Genomic DNA, 14,518 nt, shown 5'->3' on the forward strand with positions numbered 1-14,518 from the left:
CGGCCGCCCGCCGCCCGGGACCGTCCCCGGTCCCGCCCCTCCGGGAGAACCCATGCGAAGGTCCCTCGTCGCGGCCACGGCCGCGTCCGTCCTGCTCCTCACCGCCGCCTGCGGCGGGTCCTCCGGCGGGGGCTCCGGCTCCGGCGCCGAGGGTGGCGACCGGCTCACCCTGGCCGCGGTGACGCCGCCGAGCTCGTTCGCGATCGGCGAGATGGCCCAGAGCGGTCCGGAGGACCACTACTACCAGGCCGTCTACGACACGCTCCTCGAGCTCGACGAGGACGGGCAGCCGGTCGAGAACCTGGTCACCGAGTGGTCCTACGACGACAGCAACACGCGACTGAGCCTCACCCTGCGCGACGACGTCATCTTCAGCGACGGGACGCCGTTCGACGCCGGGTACGCCGACGGCTTCTCCATGACCCTGCCGGACTTCTCCCCGGTCTACCCCGACGAGCAGGCCGCCATGACCGAGGCGTTCTCGTCCCTGGGCATCGAGGTGACCTACGCGCCGATCACCGGGGACCAGGTCGTCGGCAGCATCATCGGCGGCCAGTGGCCGGCCAACTTCTTCAACCTCACCGCCGGCTCGCCGTTCGAGATGATCGGGCTGACGCTCACCCAGCAGTCGCCGTTCAACCCCTTCAAGAGCGCCGACCCCGAGGTGGACCGCCTCGTGCAGCAGGCGCAGGCGGCGAGCGGGGACGAGCAGGCCGCCGCGCTGCAGGAGCTCAACCGCCACCTCGTCGAGCAGGCGTGGTTCGCGCCCTGGGACGCCGCGGAGGGCACGTTCATCACCACGACCGACGTCGCGGTGACCGCGGTGCCCGGCGTGAGCGTCCCGCCGCTGACCGGCTTCGAGCCCGCCGGCAGCTGACCAGACGCCCGTGCCGGCGGGGCCTCCTCCCGCCGGCACGGGCGGTCCGTCCCCTCTCCCGCCCCGGAGGCCGACCGTGCTCCTCTTCCTGCTCCGCCGCCTCGGCGCCGGCGTGGTGCTGGTCTGGGTCATCGCGACGCTGACCTTCTTCCTCACCAGCCTCACCGGCTCCGACCCGGCCCGCCGCATCCTCGGGCCCACCGCGGGCCTCGACCAGGTCGCGGCCAAGACGGCCGAGCTCGGCCTGGACCGGCCCGTCCTCGAGCGCTACTGGGACTGGCTGACCGGTGCCGTGCGCGGTGACCTCGGGACGTCCTGGTTCACCAACGCGCCGGTCGGCGGGCTGATCGGGGACGCGCTGCCGGTGTCCCTGTCGCTGGTGATCGCCGCGACGGTGCTCACCGCCGCGGTCAGCATCGCGCTGGGTGTGGTCGCCGCGGTGCGCGGGGGCTGGCTCGACGGTCTCCTGCAGACGATCTCGACCGTGGCCTTCGCCGTCCCGAACTTCCTGGTCGGGTTGCTGCTCTCGCTGGTCTTCGCCGTCGAGCTGGGACTCTTCCCGGCACTCGGCTACACGCCGCTCGCCGAGGACCCCGGGGCATGGCTGGCCTCCATCGCCCTCCCGGCCATCGCCCTGGCCATCGGGGCCATCGCCACCGTGGCCACGCAGACCCGCGGCTCGATGATCGACGTCCTCCAGCAGGACTACGTCCGGACGCTGCGCAGCCGCGGCCTGCCGGCCCGCAGCGTGCTGCTCAAGCACGCCCTGCGCAACGCCGCCCCGGCCTCTCTCACCGTCCTGTCCCTCCAGTTCATCGCGCTGATCAGCGGTGCGGTCGTCATCGAGAAGGTGTTCGGCCTCAACGGCCTCGGCGAGCGCGCGACGTCCGCCGCCGGCCAGGGCGACGTGCCCCTCGTCCTCGGGATCGTCGTGGTGGCCGTCGTGGTCGTGGTGGTCGTCAACCTGGTGGTCGACCTCGCGCTGGGCTGGCTCAACCCGAAGGTGCGGATCGCATGAGCATCCTGTCCGACTCCGGTCCGGCCGGAGCCGCCCCCGTCGACGCGAACGCCGCGCCCGCCCGGGCCGGCGCGGTCCGCCGGCTGCTGCGCAACCCGGTCGCCGTCGGCGCGCTGGTCTGGCTCGTCGCCGTCGCCGTGCTCGCCCTGGCCGCTCCGCTGCTCACCTCGCAGAGCCCGACCGCCTCGAAGATCACCGAGGCCCTGGCCCCGTTCGGCGGGGACCACCCGCTCGGCACGGACGGCGTGGGCCGCGACGTCCTCGCGCAGCTGCTGTACGGCGCGCGCACCAGCCTCGTCGGCTCGCTGATCGTCGTCGCCGTGTCGCTGCTGCTGGGCCTCCCGGCCGGTGTGCTGGCCGGGTACTACCGCGGCCGCTTCGACGCGGTGGCCAGCTGGGTGGCCAACCTCCTGATGGCGCTGCCGGCGATCATCGTGCTGCTCGTGGTGCTGGCCCAGTTCGGCCGCAGCACGGCGCTGGCGATGGCCGTCTTCGGCGTGATCATCGCGCCGGGGGTGTTCCGGCTGGTCCGGTCCTCGGTGATCGCCGTCCGGGAGGAGCTGTTCGTCGACGCCGCCCGGGTGTCCGGGCTCTCCGACGCCCGGATCATGCGCCGCCACGTGCTCCCCGTCGTCATCCCGCCGACGGTCATCCAGGTGTCACAGCTGCTCGGGATCGCCATCGTCATCCAGGCGGGGCTGGAGTTCCTCGGCCTCGGGTCGGCCAACCAGGCCAGCTGGGGCGGCATGCTGAGCGACGCCTTCCAGAACATCTACGCCGAGCCGCGCCTGCTCCTGTGGCCGGCGCTCGCCATCGTGGTGACCGTCACCGCCTTCAGCCTGCTGGGCAACGCGCTCCGCGACGCGCTCGGTGTCTCCGGCCGCGTCCCGCGGGTCCGCCGCCGGCAGCGGACGGACGCGCCGCCCGTGGCCGCGGCGGACGGGGCCGCCCCGGCGGCTCCCGCCGATCCGGACACGCTCCTCGTGCTCGACGGCCTGCGGGTCGCCTACCCCACGCCCGACGGCGGCGAGCGGGAGGTCGTGCACGGGATCTCGCTGACCGTCCGGCGCGGCGAGGTCCTCGGGCTGGTCGGTGAGTCCGGGTCGGGCAAGTCGCAGACGGCCTTCGCCGTGCTGGGGCTCCTGCCGCCGCAAGCCCGCACCTCCGCGGCGCGGATGACCTTCGACGGCACCGACCTGCGCGGCCTCCCGCCCGCGGCGATGAACCGGCTGCGCGGCCGGCGCATCGGCTACATCCCGCAGGAGCCGATGAGCAACCTCGACCCGTCGTTCACCATCGGGTCCCAGCTGACCGAGCCGATGCGCCACCACCTCGGCATCTCCGCGGCCGAGGCGCGCACCCGGGCGCTCGCGCTCCTCGACCGGGTGGGCATCCCCGACCCGGCCCGGGTCTTCGCCTCCTACCCGCACCAGGTGTCCGGCGGCATGGCGCAGCGCGTCCTCATCGCCGGTGCCGTCTCCTGCGACCCCGACCTGCTGATCGCCGACGAGCCGACGACGGCCCTCGACGTCACGGTCCAGGCCGAGGTGCTGGACCTCGTCCGCGAGCTGCAGGCCGAGCGGCAGATGGGCGTCGTCCTGGTCACCCACGACTTCGGCGTCGTCGCCGACGTCTGCGACACCGTCGCCGTCATGCGCGACGGCCGGATCGTCGAGTCCGCCCCGGCGGAGCACCTGTTCGCCGACCCGCAGCACGAGTACACGCGGATGCTGCTCGGGTCCACGCTGGAGGACACCCCGGCCCGGGGCAGCCTCACGGTGGCCGACCTGCACCCCGAGGACATCGCGGCCACACCGGAGCCGCAGCCGATGCCGTCCGGAGGTCCCCGATGAGCACCGCGTCCCCCACCCCGCTGCTCGAGGTCGACGGCCTGGTCGTCGACTACCCCGTCAAGGGCTGGCGCCGGCCCCCGGTCCGGGTGCTGAAGGGCATCTCGCTCCGGATCGGTGCCGGCGAGACGCTCGGCCTGGTCGGGGAGTCCGGCTCGGGCAAGACCACGCTCGGCCGGGCCATCCTCGGGCTCACGCCGGTCACCGGGGGCGAGATCCGGCTCGACGGCCGCGTGGTCTCGAACCTGGGCAAGCGGCAGCGCCGGGCGCTCAGCCGGGACGTGCAGGTGGTGTTCCAGGACCCGTACACGTCGCTCAACCCGGCCATGACCGTCGGCGACATCCTCACCGAGCCGCTGCTGGTGACCGGGTCCTCCCGGGCCGACGCCCGGCGCCGCGTGCGCGACCTGCTCGACCAGGTGCACCTCCCGGCCGACGCCGCGTCCCGCCTGCCCCGCGAGTTCTCCGGCGGCCAGCGGCAGCGGATCGCCATCGCCCGCGCCCTGACCCGCGACCCGAAGCTCGTCGTCTGCGACGAGCCGGTGAGCGCGCTGGACCTGTCCACCCAAGCCCGCGTCCTCGACCTCTTCATCGAGATCCAGGAGCGCACCGGCGTCGCCTACCTCTTCGTCACCCACGACCTGTCCGTCGTCCGGCACATCAGCCACCGCGTCGCGGTGATGTACCGGGGCGAACTCGTCGAGACCGGCGACGCCGCCGCGGTGACCCGGGCTCCCGACCACCCCTACACCCGGCGCCTGCTCCTCGCGGCGCCGGTGCCCGACCCCGCGCGGCAGGCACAGCGCCGCGCCGAGCGGCACCGCTTCGCCGCGGCCCAGGCAGCCGTTCCCGGCTGATCGGCCACACCCACAGCACCCCGCACACGAGACCAGCGAGCGGCCGGGGGCCGCCCGCGTACCCGACCGCGCCCTCGACCGGGCCCACAGCACGCACAGGAGGACGGATCCGTGACCGATCGCATCCGGGCCGGCATCGTCGGTGTCGGCTTCATGGGGACCGTGCACGCCCGCGCGGTCCGCCGGCACGGGGGCGTGGTCACCCGCGTCGCCGGCTCGACGCCGGAGTCCTCGCGGGCCGGCCGCGAGCGGATCGGCGCGGAGTCGGCCACCGACACCGTCGAGGAGCTGCTGGCCGCCGACGACGTCGACGTCGTGCACGTCTGCACGCCCAACGCGTCGCACGCGCCGCTCGTCCGGGCGGCCGTCGCCGCCGGCAAGCACGTCGTGTGCGAGAAGCCCCTCGCCGTCGACGTCGCCGAGGCGCAGGAGCTGCTCGACCTCGCCACCGCCGCCGGCGTGACGGCGACCGTGCCCTTCGTCTACCGCTTCTACCCGACGGTGCGCGAGGTCCGCGCCCGCGTCGCCGAGGGCACCGCCGGCCCGGTGCGCCTCCTGCACGGTTCCTACCTGCAGGACTGGCTGGCCGAGGGCTCCGACGACGACTGGCGGGTCGACGCCGCCACCGGCGGGGCGTCCCGCGCCTTCGCCGACATCGGCGTGCACTGGTGCGACCTCGTCGAGTTCGTCTCCGGCCACCGCATCACCCGGCTGGCCGCCCGCACGCTCACCGTGCACCCGGAGCGCGGCGGCCGGCCGGTGACGACCGAGGACGCCGCCGTCGTGCTCTTCGAGACCGACCGCGGTGCCGTGGGCAACCTGACCGTCAGCCAGGTGACCCCCGGCCGGAAGAACCGGCTCTGGTTCTCCGTCGACGGCGCGGCCGAGAGCCTGTGCTTCGACCAGGAGAACCCCGACTCGCTGTGGATCGGCGGGCGCGAGGTCAACCGGCAGCTGCTGCGCGGCAGCAGCGGGCACCCGGCCGCCGAGCGCTACTCCGTCGTCCCGGCCGGCCACCCGCAGGGCTACCAGGACTGCTTCGACGCCTTCGTCGCCGACACCCACGCCGCCGTCGCCGGTACCGCGCCCGACGGCCTGCCCACCTTCGCCGACGGCGTCCGCGCCGCTCGCATCACCGCCGCCGTCCTCGAGTCCGCCGCGTCCGCGCGGTGGATCGACGTCCCCGCCTGATCCGCACCGGAGAGAGAACAGCCATGACCAGGACCTTCCCCGAACGCGTCGACGTCGCCATCGTCGGCAGCGGTCCCAGCGGGGCGGCGTACGCGCGCGTGCTCAGCGAGCGGGCGCCGGGCGCGACGATCGCCGTCTTCGAGGTCGGGCCGCTGCTGGCCGACCCACCCGGTGTGCACGTCAAGAACATCCCCGACCCGGGGGAGCGGGCGCAGGCGCAACGGCGCAGCGAGGGCCCGGCGCCGCTGGCCGCCGACACCCCGACCGACACGAACGAGGGCTACGCCAGCGAGGCCCCCCGCCTGGTGCGCCCCGGCACCTTCCTCCTCGCGTCCGGCTACCGGCAGCCGGGGGAGGACGGGCTGCCCGGGGCGGCGATGTCGAGCAACGTCGGCGGCATGGGCGCGCACTGGACCGGCGCCTGCCCGCGCCCGGGCGGCCGGGAGCGCATCGGCTTCCTGCCCGATCTCGACGACCTGCTCTCCGAGGGCGAGCGGCTGCTCAGCGTCGACGCCCACGCCTTCGACGACGCCCCCTTCGCCTCCGAGGTGCGCAAGCGCCTGGGCACCGCGCTCGACCCCGAGCGCGCCGAGGACCGCCGGGTGCGGCCGATGCCGCTCGCGGTCGTCCGGCACGAGGACGGGCGGGTCACCTGGTCGGGCTCCGACGTCGTCTTCGGCGACGCCACCCGCGCCAACCCCGACTTCACCCTGGTGCCCGAGGCGCTGGTCACCGGGGTCGTCGTCGCCGGCGGCCGGGCGCGCGGCGTCCGCGTGCAGGACCTGCAGGACGGCGCGCAGCACGAGGTCGCCGCGCGCTTCGTCGTCGTGGCGGCCGACGCGCTGCGCACCCCGCAGCTGCTGTGGGCCTCCGGCGTCCGCCCGCGGGCGCTCGGCCGCTGGCTCAACGACCAGCCGCAGACCGTCTACGCCGTCCGGCTCCGGGACGTGGACTCCGGGCCCGAGGCCGACGTCGACCCGCGCGAGCAGCCCCGGATCGTCGCGCAGAGCGGCGTCAGCTGGGTGCCCTACACCGACGAGGACCCCTTCCACGGCCAGGTGATGCAGCTCGACGCCTCCCCGGTGCCGCTGGCCGACGACGACGAGCCCGAGCCGGGCACGATCGTCGGGCTCGGCTGGTTCTGCGCCAAGGACCTGCAGGAGTCCGACCGGGTCGAGTTCTCCGACACCGAGGCCGACCCCTACGGCATGCCGGCGATGCGCATCCACTACCGGCTCACCGACGCCGACCACGCCTCCATCGCGGCCGCCCGGGACGCCGTCCGGCGGGCCGCCGCCGCGCTCGGCGAGCCGCTCGACGACCGCGACCCGCTGACCTTCCCGCCCGGCGCCTCGCTGCACTACCAGGGCACGGTCCGCATGGGCGAGACCGACGACGGGACGTCGGTGTGCTCGCCCACCTCCCGCGTCTGGGACGTCGAGGGCCTCTACGTGGCCGGCAACGGCGTCATCCCGACCCCGATCGCCTGCAACCCGACCCTCACCGCGGTCGCCCTCGCCGTCGGCGGGGCCCGCGACATCGCCGACGCGCTGACCGCAGAGGAGAACTGACCGTGCTCGACCGCAACGTCATCCAGGGCCGCGGGTTCCGCAACGTCGTCGAGGACGGCAGGGTCACCGGCTTCCAGCTCGTCCTGCGCAACCCCAACTACCGCGGGGTCGCCGCGAGCCTCCTCGACGGTGTCGAGGTCACCGTCGACGGCGAGACGGTGCCCGACTCCGTCCCGCTGTGGACGCTGCAGGGCCGCACGTACACCCTCGACGAGCTGCGGGCCACCACCGACGTCCGCTGGCAGCTCGACGAGCCGGCCACGATCACCGTCCCGAGGCCGGGCGGGCTCGCGCCCGGCGTGCACGACGTCCGCGTCGTGGTCTACCTGCGCCGGCCCTACTTCCCGCCGATGGTCTCGCGGACGACGTTCACCGCCGAGGCGAAGGCCGTCGTCGTGCCGCCGGCGCCGGAGGGCGGCCTGCGCTTCGGCGTCTCCACCTACAGCTACTCCGGGGACGTCTACACGCTGATGACGCTGGAGGACGTCCTGGCCGACGTCGCCGACCTCGGGGCCACCGGGATCGAGATCCTCGGCGAGGGCAACGTGCCCGGCTACCCCTCGCCCGACGCCGCGTGGATCGACACCTGGCACGGGCTGCTGGCGCGGTACGGGCTCACCGCCACCAACTACGGGTCGTGGGTGGACACCGAGATGTGGTCCGATCGGGCCCTGACCGCCGAGGAGGCCGCCGCGCAGCTGCAGCTGGACCTGCGCCTGGCGCACCGGCTCGGCTTCACCTCGGTCCGGCCGAAGTTCGGCGTCACCTCATGGCAGCTCGACCCGCACCCGGTGTGGGAGGAGGCCGTGCTCCGCTCCCTGGACCTCGCCGCCGACCTCGACGTCGTCATCTGCCCGGAGATCCACGCGCCGACGCCGATCCGCCACCCGGTCACCCAGGGCTACCTCGACCTGATCGAGCGCACCGGCAGCAAGCACTTCAAGCTGCTCATCGACACCGGCATCTTCAACACCGCGCCGGTGCTCGACCTCTCGGAGGAGATCGGCGCCGGCGACGGCGGCGACGTGCCCGAGCACCTGCGGCCGCTGGCCGTGCCGATGGCCGACCTCGTCGAGGTGCTCCCGCACGTGCACTTCATCCAGGCGAAGTTCGCCGAGGTCGACGACGACCTGCGCGACCTGCACGTGCCGTGGGAGCAGATCGTCCCGACGCTGCAGGAGCACGGCTGGTCGGGTTGGCTGTCGAGCGAGTACGAGGGCCGGCGCGAGCCGTACCGCGGCGCCGACCAGGTCCGCCGCCAGCACGCGCTCCTGCGCACCCTGGCCGCCCGGTGAGCGGCCAGCGTCCGGTCGTCCCCGGGTTCCACCCGGACCCGTCGATCTGCCGGGTGGGGGACACCTACTGGCTCGTGACCTCGAGCTTCGAGTACGCGCCCGGGGTCCCGCTGTTCCGCTCCGACGACCTGCGCTCCTGGGAGCAGGCCGGGCACGTGCTGGACCGGCCGTCCCAGCTGGACGTGTCCGCGGCGGGGCCCTCCGGCGGCGTCTTCGCGCCGACCCTCCGGTACCACGACGGCCGCTTCTGGATGATCACGACCAACTGGTCCGACGAGGGCGGCCAGCTCCTCGTGTGGGCCGACGACCCCGCCGGTCCCTGGTCCGAGCCCGTCCGCATCCCCGGCGCGATCGGCATCGACCCCGACCTCGCCTGGGACGACGCCGGCACCTGCCTGATGACCTACGCCGGCTTCGGCCCGAACGGTGGGGAGGGCATCGTGCAGTCGGCGATCGACCCGCTGACCGGCGAGGTGCTCACCGAGCGCCGCTGGATATGGTCGGGGACTGGCGGCAAGTTCCCCGAGGGCCCGCACCTGTACCGCATCGGCGACTGGTGGTACCTGCTGATCGCCGAGGGTGGCACCGAGCGCGGCCACGCCGTCACGATCGCCCGCGGCCCCTCGCCGCAGGGCCCCTTCGAGGCGTCGCCGAACGGCCCGCTGGTCACGCACCGCGGCACCGACCTGCCGGTGCAGAACACCGGGCACGCCGACCTGGTCCAGCGCCCGGACGGCAGCTGGGCGCTCGTCTACCACGGCGTGCGCCCCCGCGGGTCGAGCCCCGAGTGGCACGTCCTCGGCCGGGAGACCTTCGCCGACGAGATCGGGTGGCGCGACGGCTGGCCGGTGGTGACCGGGCACGTCGAGCCGGCCACGGCCGCCGACGCCGTCGTGCGGGAGGAGCTGTCCGGGCGTGAGCTGCCGCCGTCCTGGGTGGCGGCCTCGGCCTTCCCCGAGGAGGTCCTCTCCCACGCCGAGGGCGGCCGGCTCGTCCGGCCGGTCGGGGACCGGCCCGGCTTCGCGGGGCGGCGCCAGGAGCACCTGTACGCCCGGGCCCGGGCGCGGGTGTCCGTCGACGGGGTCGGCGGGCTGTCGGTCCGCATCGACCCGCGGCACGCCCTCGACCTCGAGGTCGACGGCGGCGTCGTGCGGGCGGTGTGGGCGGTCGGCGACGTCCGGCACGTGCTGGGCGAGCGCCCCGTGGACGGGGAGGTCGAGCTGGGCTTCCGCATGGCGCCGACCGAGGGCCACGAGTTCTCCACGGCCCGCGGACCGGACCGGGTGCTGGCCGGCGTCGAGGGTCCCGACGGGCTGGAGGTGCTCGGCGAGGTCGACGGCCGGTACGTGTCGACGGAGGTCGCCGGCGGCATGACCGGGCGGCTGGTCGGCGTCTGGTGCGCCCGGGGCGCCGTCGTCCTGCGCTCGTTCGAGTACGCGGGGTCCGACGACCCGGCGGTGGTCGGCGGCGGACCCGCGGGACCGGAGCCCTGGGCCCGGTGACCCTCCGGGTCGGCCTGGTCGGCGCGGGGCCGTGGGCCGCGATGTCGACCGGGCCCATGCTGGCGGCCGGCCCGGCCACCACCCTCGCGGGGGTCTGGGCCCGCCGCCCGGCGGCGGCGCGGGAGCTGGCCGGCCGGCTCGGCGTCCCGGCGTTCGACGGGTTCGGGGCGCTGCTGGACGCCTGCGACGCCGTCGCCTTCGCGGTACCGCCGGACGTGCAGGCGCACCTCGCTCCGGTGGCCGCCGGGGCGGGCAGGCACCTGGTGCTGGAGAAGCCGCTGGCGTTCACCGTCGAGGACGCCGAGCGCGTCGCCGCCGCGGCCGACGCCGCCGGGGTGGTGACCCAGCTGCTGCTGACGAACCGGTGGACGACGGCGGTGGACGCCTTCCTGTCGGAGGTGCCGCGGGCCCGGCCGCGTGTGCTCACCGCGGAGTTCGTCGGCAGTTCGGCGTGCCCCGGCTCGCCCTTCGCCACGGCGTGGCGCCGTCCGGACCGGGCGCTGTACGACGTCGGCCCGCACGTGCTCGACCTCCTGGAGGCCGCCGCCGGTCCCGCGTCGGTGGTGCACGCGGTGACCGCCGGCGCGGTGACCGCGGTGACGCTCGAGCACGAGGGTGGTGCGGTCAGCTCCGCCACCCTGTCGATCGCGACCCCCGGCGCGCGGGGGCCGCTGCGCTGTGAGGCGGTCACCGACGACGGCCGGGTGGTGCTCGCCGACCCCGGCGCGGAGGACCGTCGGCTCGTGCGGCGGCGGATCACCGACGAGTTCGCCTCCGCCGTGGCCGCCGGGCGGTCGCCGGCGACCGACGTGCGGCACGGCCTCCGGCTGCAGCGCCTGCTGGCCGCCGTCGACGCCCACACCGGGAGGACCCGATGACCGACGCGACCACCGCCCCCGCGCCCGACGGGTTCCTCACCCCGCACCTGCTGCCGCCGCCGACCCCGTACCACCGGGCCGACGGGACGCGGCACCACCCCGGCGTGGTCTACGCGGCCGTCTCCGGCTACCGGGCCCTGGAGCTGGACCTCTGGGTCCCGGCGACCGCGGCACGGCCGCCGGTGGTGGTCTGGGTGCACGGCGGGGCCTGGATGGTCGGCAACCGGCACGCCCTGCCGGGTGTGCTGCGACCCGGTCAGCTCGTCGACGAGCTGCTGGCCGCCGGGCTGGCCGTCGCGTCCGTGGAGTACCGGCACGCCCGTGAGGCCCGGTTCCCCGCGCAGCTGCACGACGTCAAGGCGGCGGTCCGCTGGCTGCGGCACCACGCCGCCGCCACCGGCATCGACCCCGGTCGGGTCGGGATCGCCGGCGAGTCGGCCGGCGGCCACCTGGCCGCACTGGTGGGCCTGACCGCGGACCGCACGGACCTCGAGGGGGACGTCGGCGTCCGTGGCCCGTCGAGCCACGTCGACGTCGTCGTGGACTGGTACGGGGTCGCCGACGCGGCCACCATGCCCGAGCTGGAGATCCCGCCGCACGTGGCGGCGGCGCTGCCGCCGGAGGACCTCGTCCCACCCCTCGAGGTGCTCCTCGACGGGGTCGACGCGGCCACTAGCGAGGCGGTCAGCCCGCTGGCCTCCGTGCACGCCGGCGCGCCGCCGTTCCTGCTGCTGCACGGCACCGCCGATGCCGTCGTCCCGCACGAGCAGAGCGAGCGGCTGGCGGCCGCACTGCGCGGTGCGGGCGCCGACGTCCGGCTGGAGAGCATCCCGGGCGCCGGCCACGGGTGGGACGGGTGCGCCGACCCGGACGCCGTCGTCGCGGCCACGGTGCGGTACCTGGCGGACGGGCTGCGGGCCGGCGCCCCCGGCTGAGCACGGCCGGGCGGGTCGCCGCCGGGGGCGCCGGGGTGGTGGACTCGCCCCGGCGCCGTCGGGCGCCGTCCGTCGGCGGTGCGGAGGTGGCGGCGTGCGGGTGCGTCCACGCGGGCTGGTCCTGCTCGTGGCGCTGGCCTCCGCCGTCGCGCAGGCGTTCGGCCGGTTCTCCTACGCGCTGCTGCTGCCCTCGATCGACCGGGACCTGCTCGGCTCCTACGCGCTGGCCGGTCTGGTCGCCACGGCCAACGTCGCCGCCTACCTGCTCGGCACCGTGGCGGTCAGCGCGCTGTCCCGCCGCGCCCGGCCGGCCGCGCTGATCAAGGCCGGCCTGGCCTGCAGCGCGCTGGGGCTCGGCCTGCTGTCGGCCGCCGCGGGCGCCGGCAGCCTGGCCGCCGGGCTCACCCTCACCGGCGTGGGCGGGGCGTTCATCTGGGTGCCGGCGCCGGGGCTCGCCGGCTCCGTCGTCCGCCCCTCCCGCCGGGGGGCCGCGATCGGCGTCGCGGGCTCCGGCATCGGCGGCGGCATCGTGCTGGCCAGCGCGCTGACCTGGACGCTGCACGCGCAGGCCGGGGACGCGTCCTGGCGCACCGTCTACCTGGTGGAGACGGCGGTCGCCGTCGCCGTCCTCGTGGCGTGCGTGCTGCTGCTCCGCCCGGCCCCGCGCCGCGACGACGACGCCCCCGTGCGCACCGGCGCCCTGCGCCGCGTACCCGGCTGGATCGGCCTGACCGGCGGCTACGCCGCCTACGGACTCGCCTACTCGATCTACACCAGCTACCTGGTCACCGCGCTCGAGGACGACGCCGGGTTCTCCGCCGGGCACGCGTCGGCGGTCTACACGCTCGTCGGGATCGGCCTGGTCGCCGGCGGCATCGTGTTCGGCCCGCTGTCGGACCGGTGGGGCCGCGGACCGACGCTGGTCGGCGGCTACGCCCTGATGGCCGCGGCGATCCTGCTCGTGCCGCTGGGCACCGAGCCGCTGGCCTCGGCGTCGGCGCTGCTGTTCGGGCTGACGATGTCCGGCCTGCCCGCGGTCATCGCCGCGCACCTGTCGGACACCCTCACCCCGCGGGAGTTCGCCGGCGCCTTCGGCCGGTGCACGCTCGCCTTCGGCCTCGCCCAGCTCGCCGGCCCGCCGCTGGGCGGCTGGCTCGCCGAGACGGCGGGCGGGTTCCTGCTGCCGTTCGTGCTCGCCGGCGCGGTGGCGGCCGCCGGGGCGGCGCTGAGCGTCGACGTCGTCCGCCGTCCCCGGGTCGCCGCCCGCCGGTGAGCGACGGCCCGGTGGACGGCGACCGCGGGGAGACCGTCAGTCGGTCATCAGCGCCAGCTGCTTGCCGATCTCGCGCGGGTTGGTGTCGCCGGCGACCTTCTGCAGGAACGGCGTCCGGTCGAAGACGAGGTCGCGCAGCGGCCGCAGCGGCGCCGGGCAGTGGTGGAACACCTTCCCGAGCAGGTAGGCCTGCTGCACCTGCCGCGCGGTGTGCGGCCTGCGCGGGTCCTCGTAGGACTGCAGTGCCCGCGCCACGGCGGCGGCGTCGGTGAGGTCGACGCCGGTGAGCGCCCGGCCGAGGAAGTAGCCGTCCTCGATCGACATCCCGGCGCCGTAGGCCGCGTACGGCGAGGTGGGGTGGGCGGCGTCGCCGACCAGGGTGATCCGCCCCCTCGACCACTGCGGGAGCGCGGGCCGGTCGCGCAGCACCCAGCGCTGCACGTCGCCCGGCCCGGTGGCCGCGATCAGCCCGGGCAGGGGAGCGGGGAACCCGTCGGCGAGTTCTGCGGCGGCCGCCCGGAGGTCGGCCGGCGCGGGGGCGTCCGGGTCGGTGGACGTGAGCACCCACCACTGGTGCCCGTCCCGGCTGTGGTGGCGGATCGAGGTCCAGGAGCCCTGCACGGTCGGGCCGTGGGTGAGCACGCAGCGGTGGGGCTCGGTGCCGGGCACGTCGGCGAAGGTGAAGCCACCGAAGATGTGCAGCCGGTGCTCGCGCTTGGGCGCGTCGCCCCACAGCGTGCGGCGGACGAGCGAGTCGATGCCGTCGGCGCCGACGAGGACGTCGTGCTCGGCGGTGCTGCCGTCGGCGAACGTGAGGGTGACGGCGCGGTCGTCCTGCTCGATGCGCTCGACCTGCTGGCCGAAGCGGATCACCCCGCCCGGGATCGCGGCGAGCATCCGCTCGTAGAGCTCGGGGCGCAGCAGCCCGATGAAGCCGCCGCCGTACTCGCGCTTGACCTCGTCGTCCAGCCTCACGCGCACCCGCACCCGGCCGCGCAGGTTGCGGAACTCCGAGTCGGTGGGCGCGCCGAGGTCGTCGGTGTCGACGCCCAGCGAGCGCAGCGCCTTCAGCGGCGGCGGCCAGAGGTTGAGGATGTTGCCCGCCGGCCGGGCCTCCCGGTAGCGCTCGTAGACGACGACGTCGTGGCCGGCCTTCAGCGCGCCGAGGGCGGCGGCCATGCCGGCGGGGCCGGCACCGAGGACGGCGACACGGCCGCGCGGGGAAGTGGTCATGCGGGGTCCTCCGGGAGGATGAGGCGGTGAACCGTAGC

General features: G+C 75.6%; 12 protein-coding genes. 11 read left to right on the forward strand and 1 reads right to left on the reverse strand.

The window, feature by feature from the left end; translation table 11 throughout:
• Nucleotides 1–52 precede the first annotated feature (52 nt).
• The 11 genes from WA616_RS00420 to WA616_RS00470 all read left to right on the forward strand — a co-directional run bounded on the left by WA616_RS00420 (nt 53) and on the right by WA616_RS00470 (nt 13,247).
• Nucleotides 53–877 (forward strand): hypothetical protein, encoded by an 825-nt coding sequence (locus WA616_RS00420; protein ID WP_336026284.1) that lies wholly within the window; start codon nt 53–55, stop codon nt 875–877.
• A 76-nt stretch (nt 878–953) separates the two neighbouring features.
• The gene (locus WA616_RS00425; RefSeq protein ID WP_336026285.1) at nt 954–1,895 is read left to right on the forward strand and encodes an ABC transporter permease; all 942 of its coding nucleotides are present in this window, start codon (nt 954–956) and stop codon (nt 1,893–1,895) included.
• Complete coding sequence (locus WA616_RS00430) at nt 1,892–3,748, forward strand: dipeptide/oligopeptide/nickel ABC transporter permease/ATP-binding protein (protein ID WP_336026287.1); 1,857 nt, start codon at nt 1,892–1,894, stop codon at nt 3,746–3,748. The genes WA616_RS00425 and WA616_RS00430 overlap by 4 nt, the downstream gene beginning before the upstream one ends.
• Nucleotides 3,745–4,602 carry an ATP-binding cassette domain-containing protein gene (locus WA616_RS00435; RefSeq protein ID WP_336026290.1) on the forward strand — a complete coding sequence of 286 codons (858 nt, stop codon included), beginning with the start codon at nt 3,745–3,747 and terminating at the stop codon, nt 4,600–4,602. Before WA616_RS00430 ends, WA616_RS00435 begins: the two co-directional genes overlap by 4 nt.
• Before the next feature lie 111 nt (nt 4,603–4,713).
• On the forward strand, nt 4,714–5,793 hold the full coding sequence (locus tag WA616_RS00440) for a Gfo/Idh/MocA family protein (protein ID WP_336026291.1): 1,080 nt from the start codon (nt 4,714–4,716) through the stop codon (nt 5,791–5,793).
• A gap of 23 nt (nt 5,794–5,816) precedes the next feature.
• A complete protein-coding gene (locus WA616_RS00445; RefSeq protein ID WP_336026293.1) occupies nt 5,817–7,364 on the forward strand; it encodes a GMC oxidoreductase in 1,548 nt (515 codons plus the stop codon).
• Nucleotides 7,365–7,366: 2 nt separating this feature from the next.
• A complete protein-coding gene (locus WA616_RS00450) occupies nt 7,367–8,659 on the forward strand; it encodes a C-glycoside deglycosidase beta subunit domain-containing protein (protein WP_336026295.1) in 1,293 nt (430 codons plus the stop codon).
• The gene (locus tag WA616_RS00455) at nt 8,656–10,161 is read left to right on the forward strand and encodes a glycoside hydrolase family 43 protein (RefSeq protein ID WP_336026298.1); all 1,506 of its coding nucleotides are present in this window, start codon (nt 8,656–8,658) and stop codon (nt 10,159–10,161) included. The genes WA616_RS00450 and WA616_RS00455 overlap by 4 nt, the downstream gene beginning before the upstream one ends.
• Nucleotides 10,158–11,039 (forward strand): Gfo/Idh/MocA family protein, encoded by an 882-nt coding sequence (locus WA616_RS00460; RefSeq protein WP_336026300.1) that lies wholly within the window; start codon nt 10,158–10,160, stop codon nt 11,037–11,039. Before WA616_RS00455 ends, WA616_RS00460 begins: the two co-directional genes overlap by 4 nt.
• On the forward strand, nt 11,036–11,974 hold the full coding sequence (locus tag WA616_RS00465; protein WP_336026302.1) for an alpha/beta hydrolase: 939 nt from the start codon (nt 11,036–11,038) through the stop codon (nt 11,972–11,974). Before WA616_RS00460 ends, WA616_RS00465 begins: the two co-directional genes overlap by 4 nt.
• Nucleotides 11,975–12,068: 94 nt before the next feature.
• Nucleotides 12,069–13,247 carry an MFS transporter gene (locus WA616_RS00470; RefSeq protein ID WP_336026305.1) on the forward strand — a complete coding sequence of 393 codons (1,179 nt, stop codon included), beginning with the start codon at nt 12,069–12,071 and terminating at the stop codon, nt 13,245–13,247.
• 36 nt (nt 13,248–13,283) lie between these two features.
• On the opposite strand, the gene WA616_RS00475 is transcribed toward WA616_RS00470, so the two are convergent.
• Nucleotides 13,284–14,480 (reverse strand): FAD-dependent oxidoreductase, encoded by a 1,197-nt coding sequence (locus WA616_RS00475; protein ID WP_336026307.1) that lies wholly within the window; start codon nt 14,478–14,480, stop codon nt 13,284–13,286.
• Between the last annotated feature and the right edge of the window lie 38 nt (nt 14,481–14,518).

This window comes from Geodermatophilus sp. FMUSA9-8 (assembly GCF_037034165.1).
In the GTDB taxonomy this organism is placed as follows: domain Bacteria; phylum Actinomycetota; class Actinomycetes; order Mycobacteriales; family Geodermatophilaceae; genus Geodermatophilus; species Geodermatophilus nigrescens.

Coding starts and splice junctions, on each gene's coding strand:
- WA616_RS00475 (WP_336026307.1), bottom strand. CDS start 14,480: ATGACCACTTCCCCGCGCGGCCGTGTCGCCGTCCTCGGTGCCGGCCCC.
- WA616_RS00465 (WP_336026302.1), top strand. CDS start 11,036: ATGACCGACGCGACCACCGCCCCCGCGCCCGACGGGTTCCTCACCCCG.
- WA616_RS00445 (WP_336026293.1), top strand. CDS start 5,817: ATGACCAGGACCTTCCCCGAACGCGTCGACGTCGCCATCGTCGGCAGC.
- WA616_RS00430 (WP_336026287.1), top strand. CDS start 1,892: ATGAGCATCCTGTCCGACTCCGGTCCGGCCGGAGCCGCCCCCGTCGAC.
- WA616_RS00435 (WP_336026290.1), top strand. CDS start 3,745: ATGAGCACCGCGTCCCCCACCCCGCTGCTCGAGGTCGACGGCCTGGTC.
- WA616_RS00420 (WP_336026284.1), top strand. CDS start 53: ATGCGAAGGTCCCTCGTCGCGGCCACGGCCGCGTCCGTCCTGCTCCTC.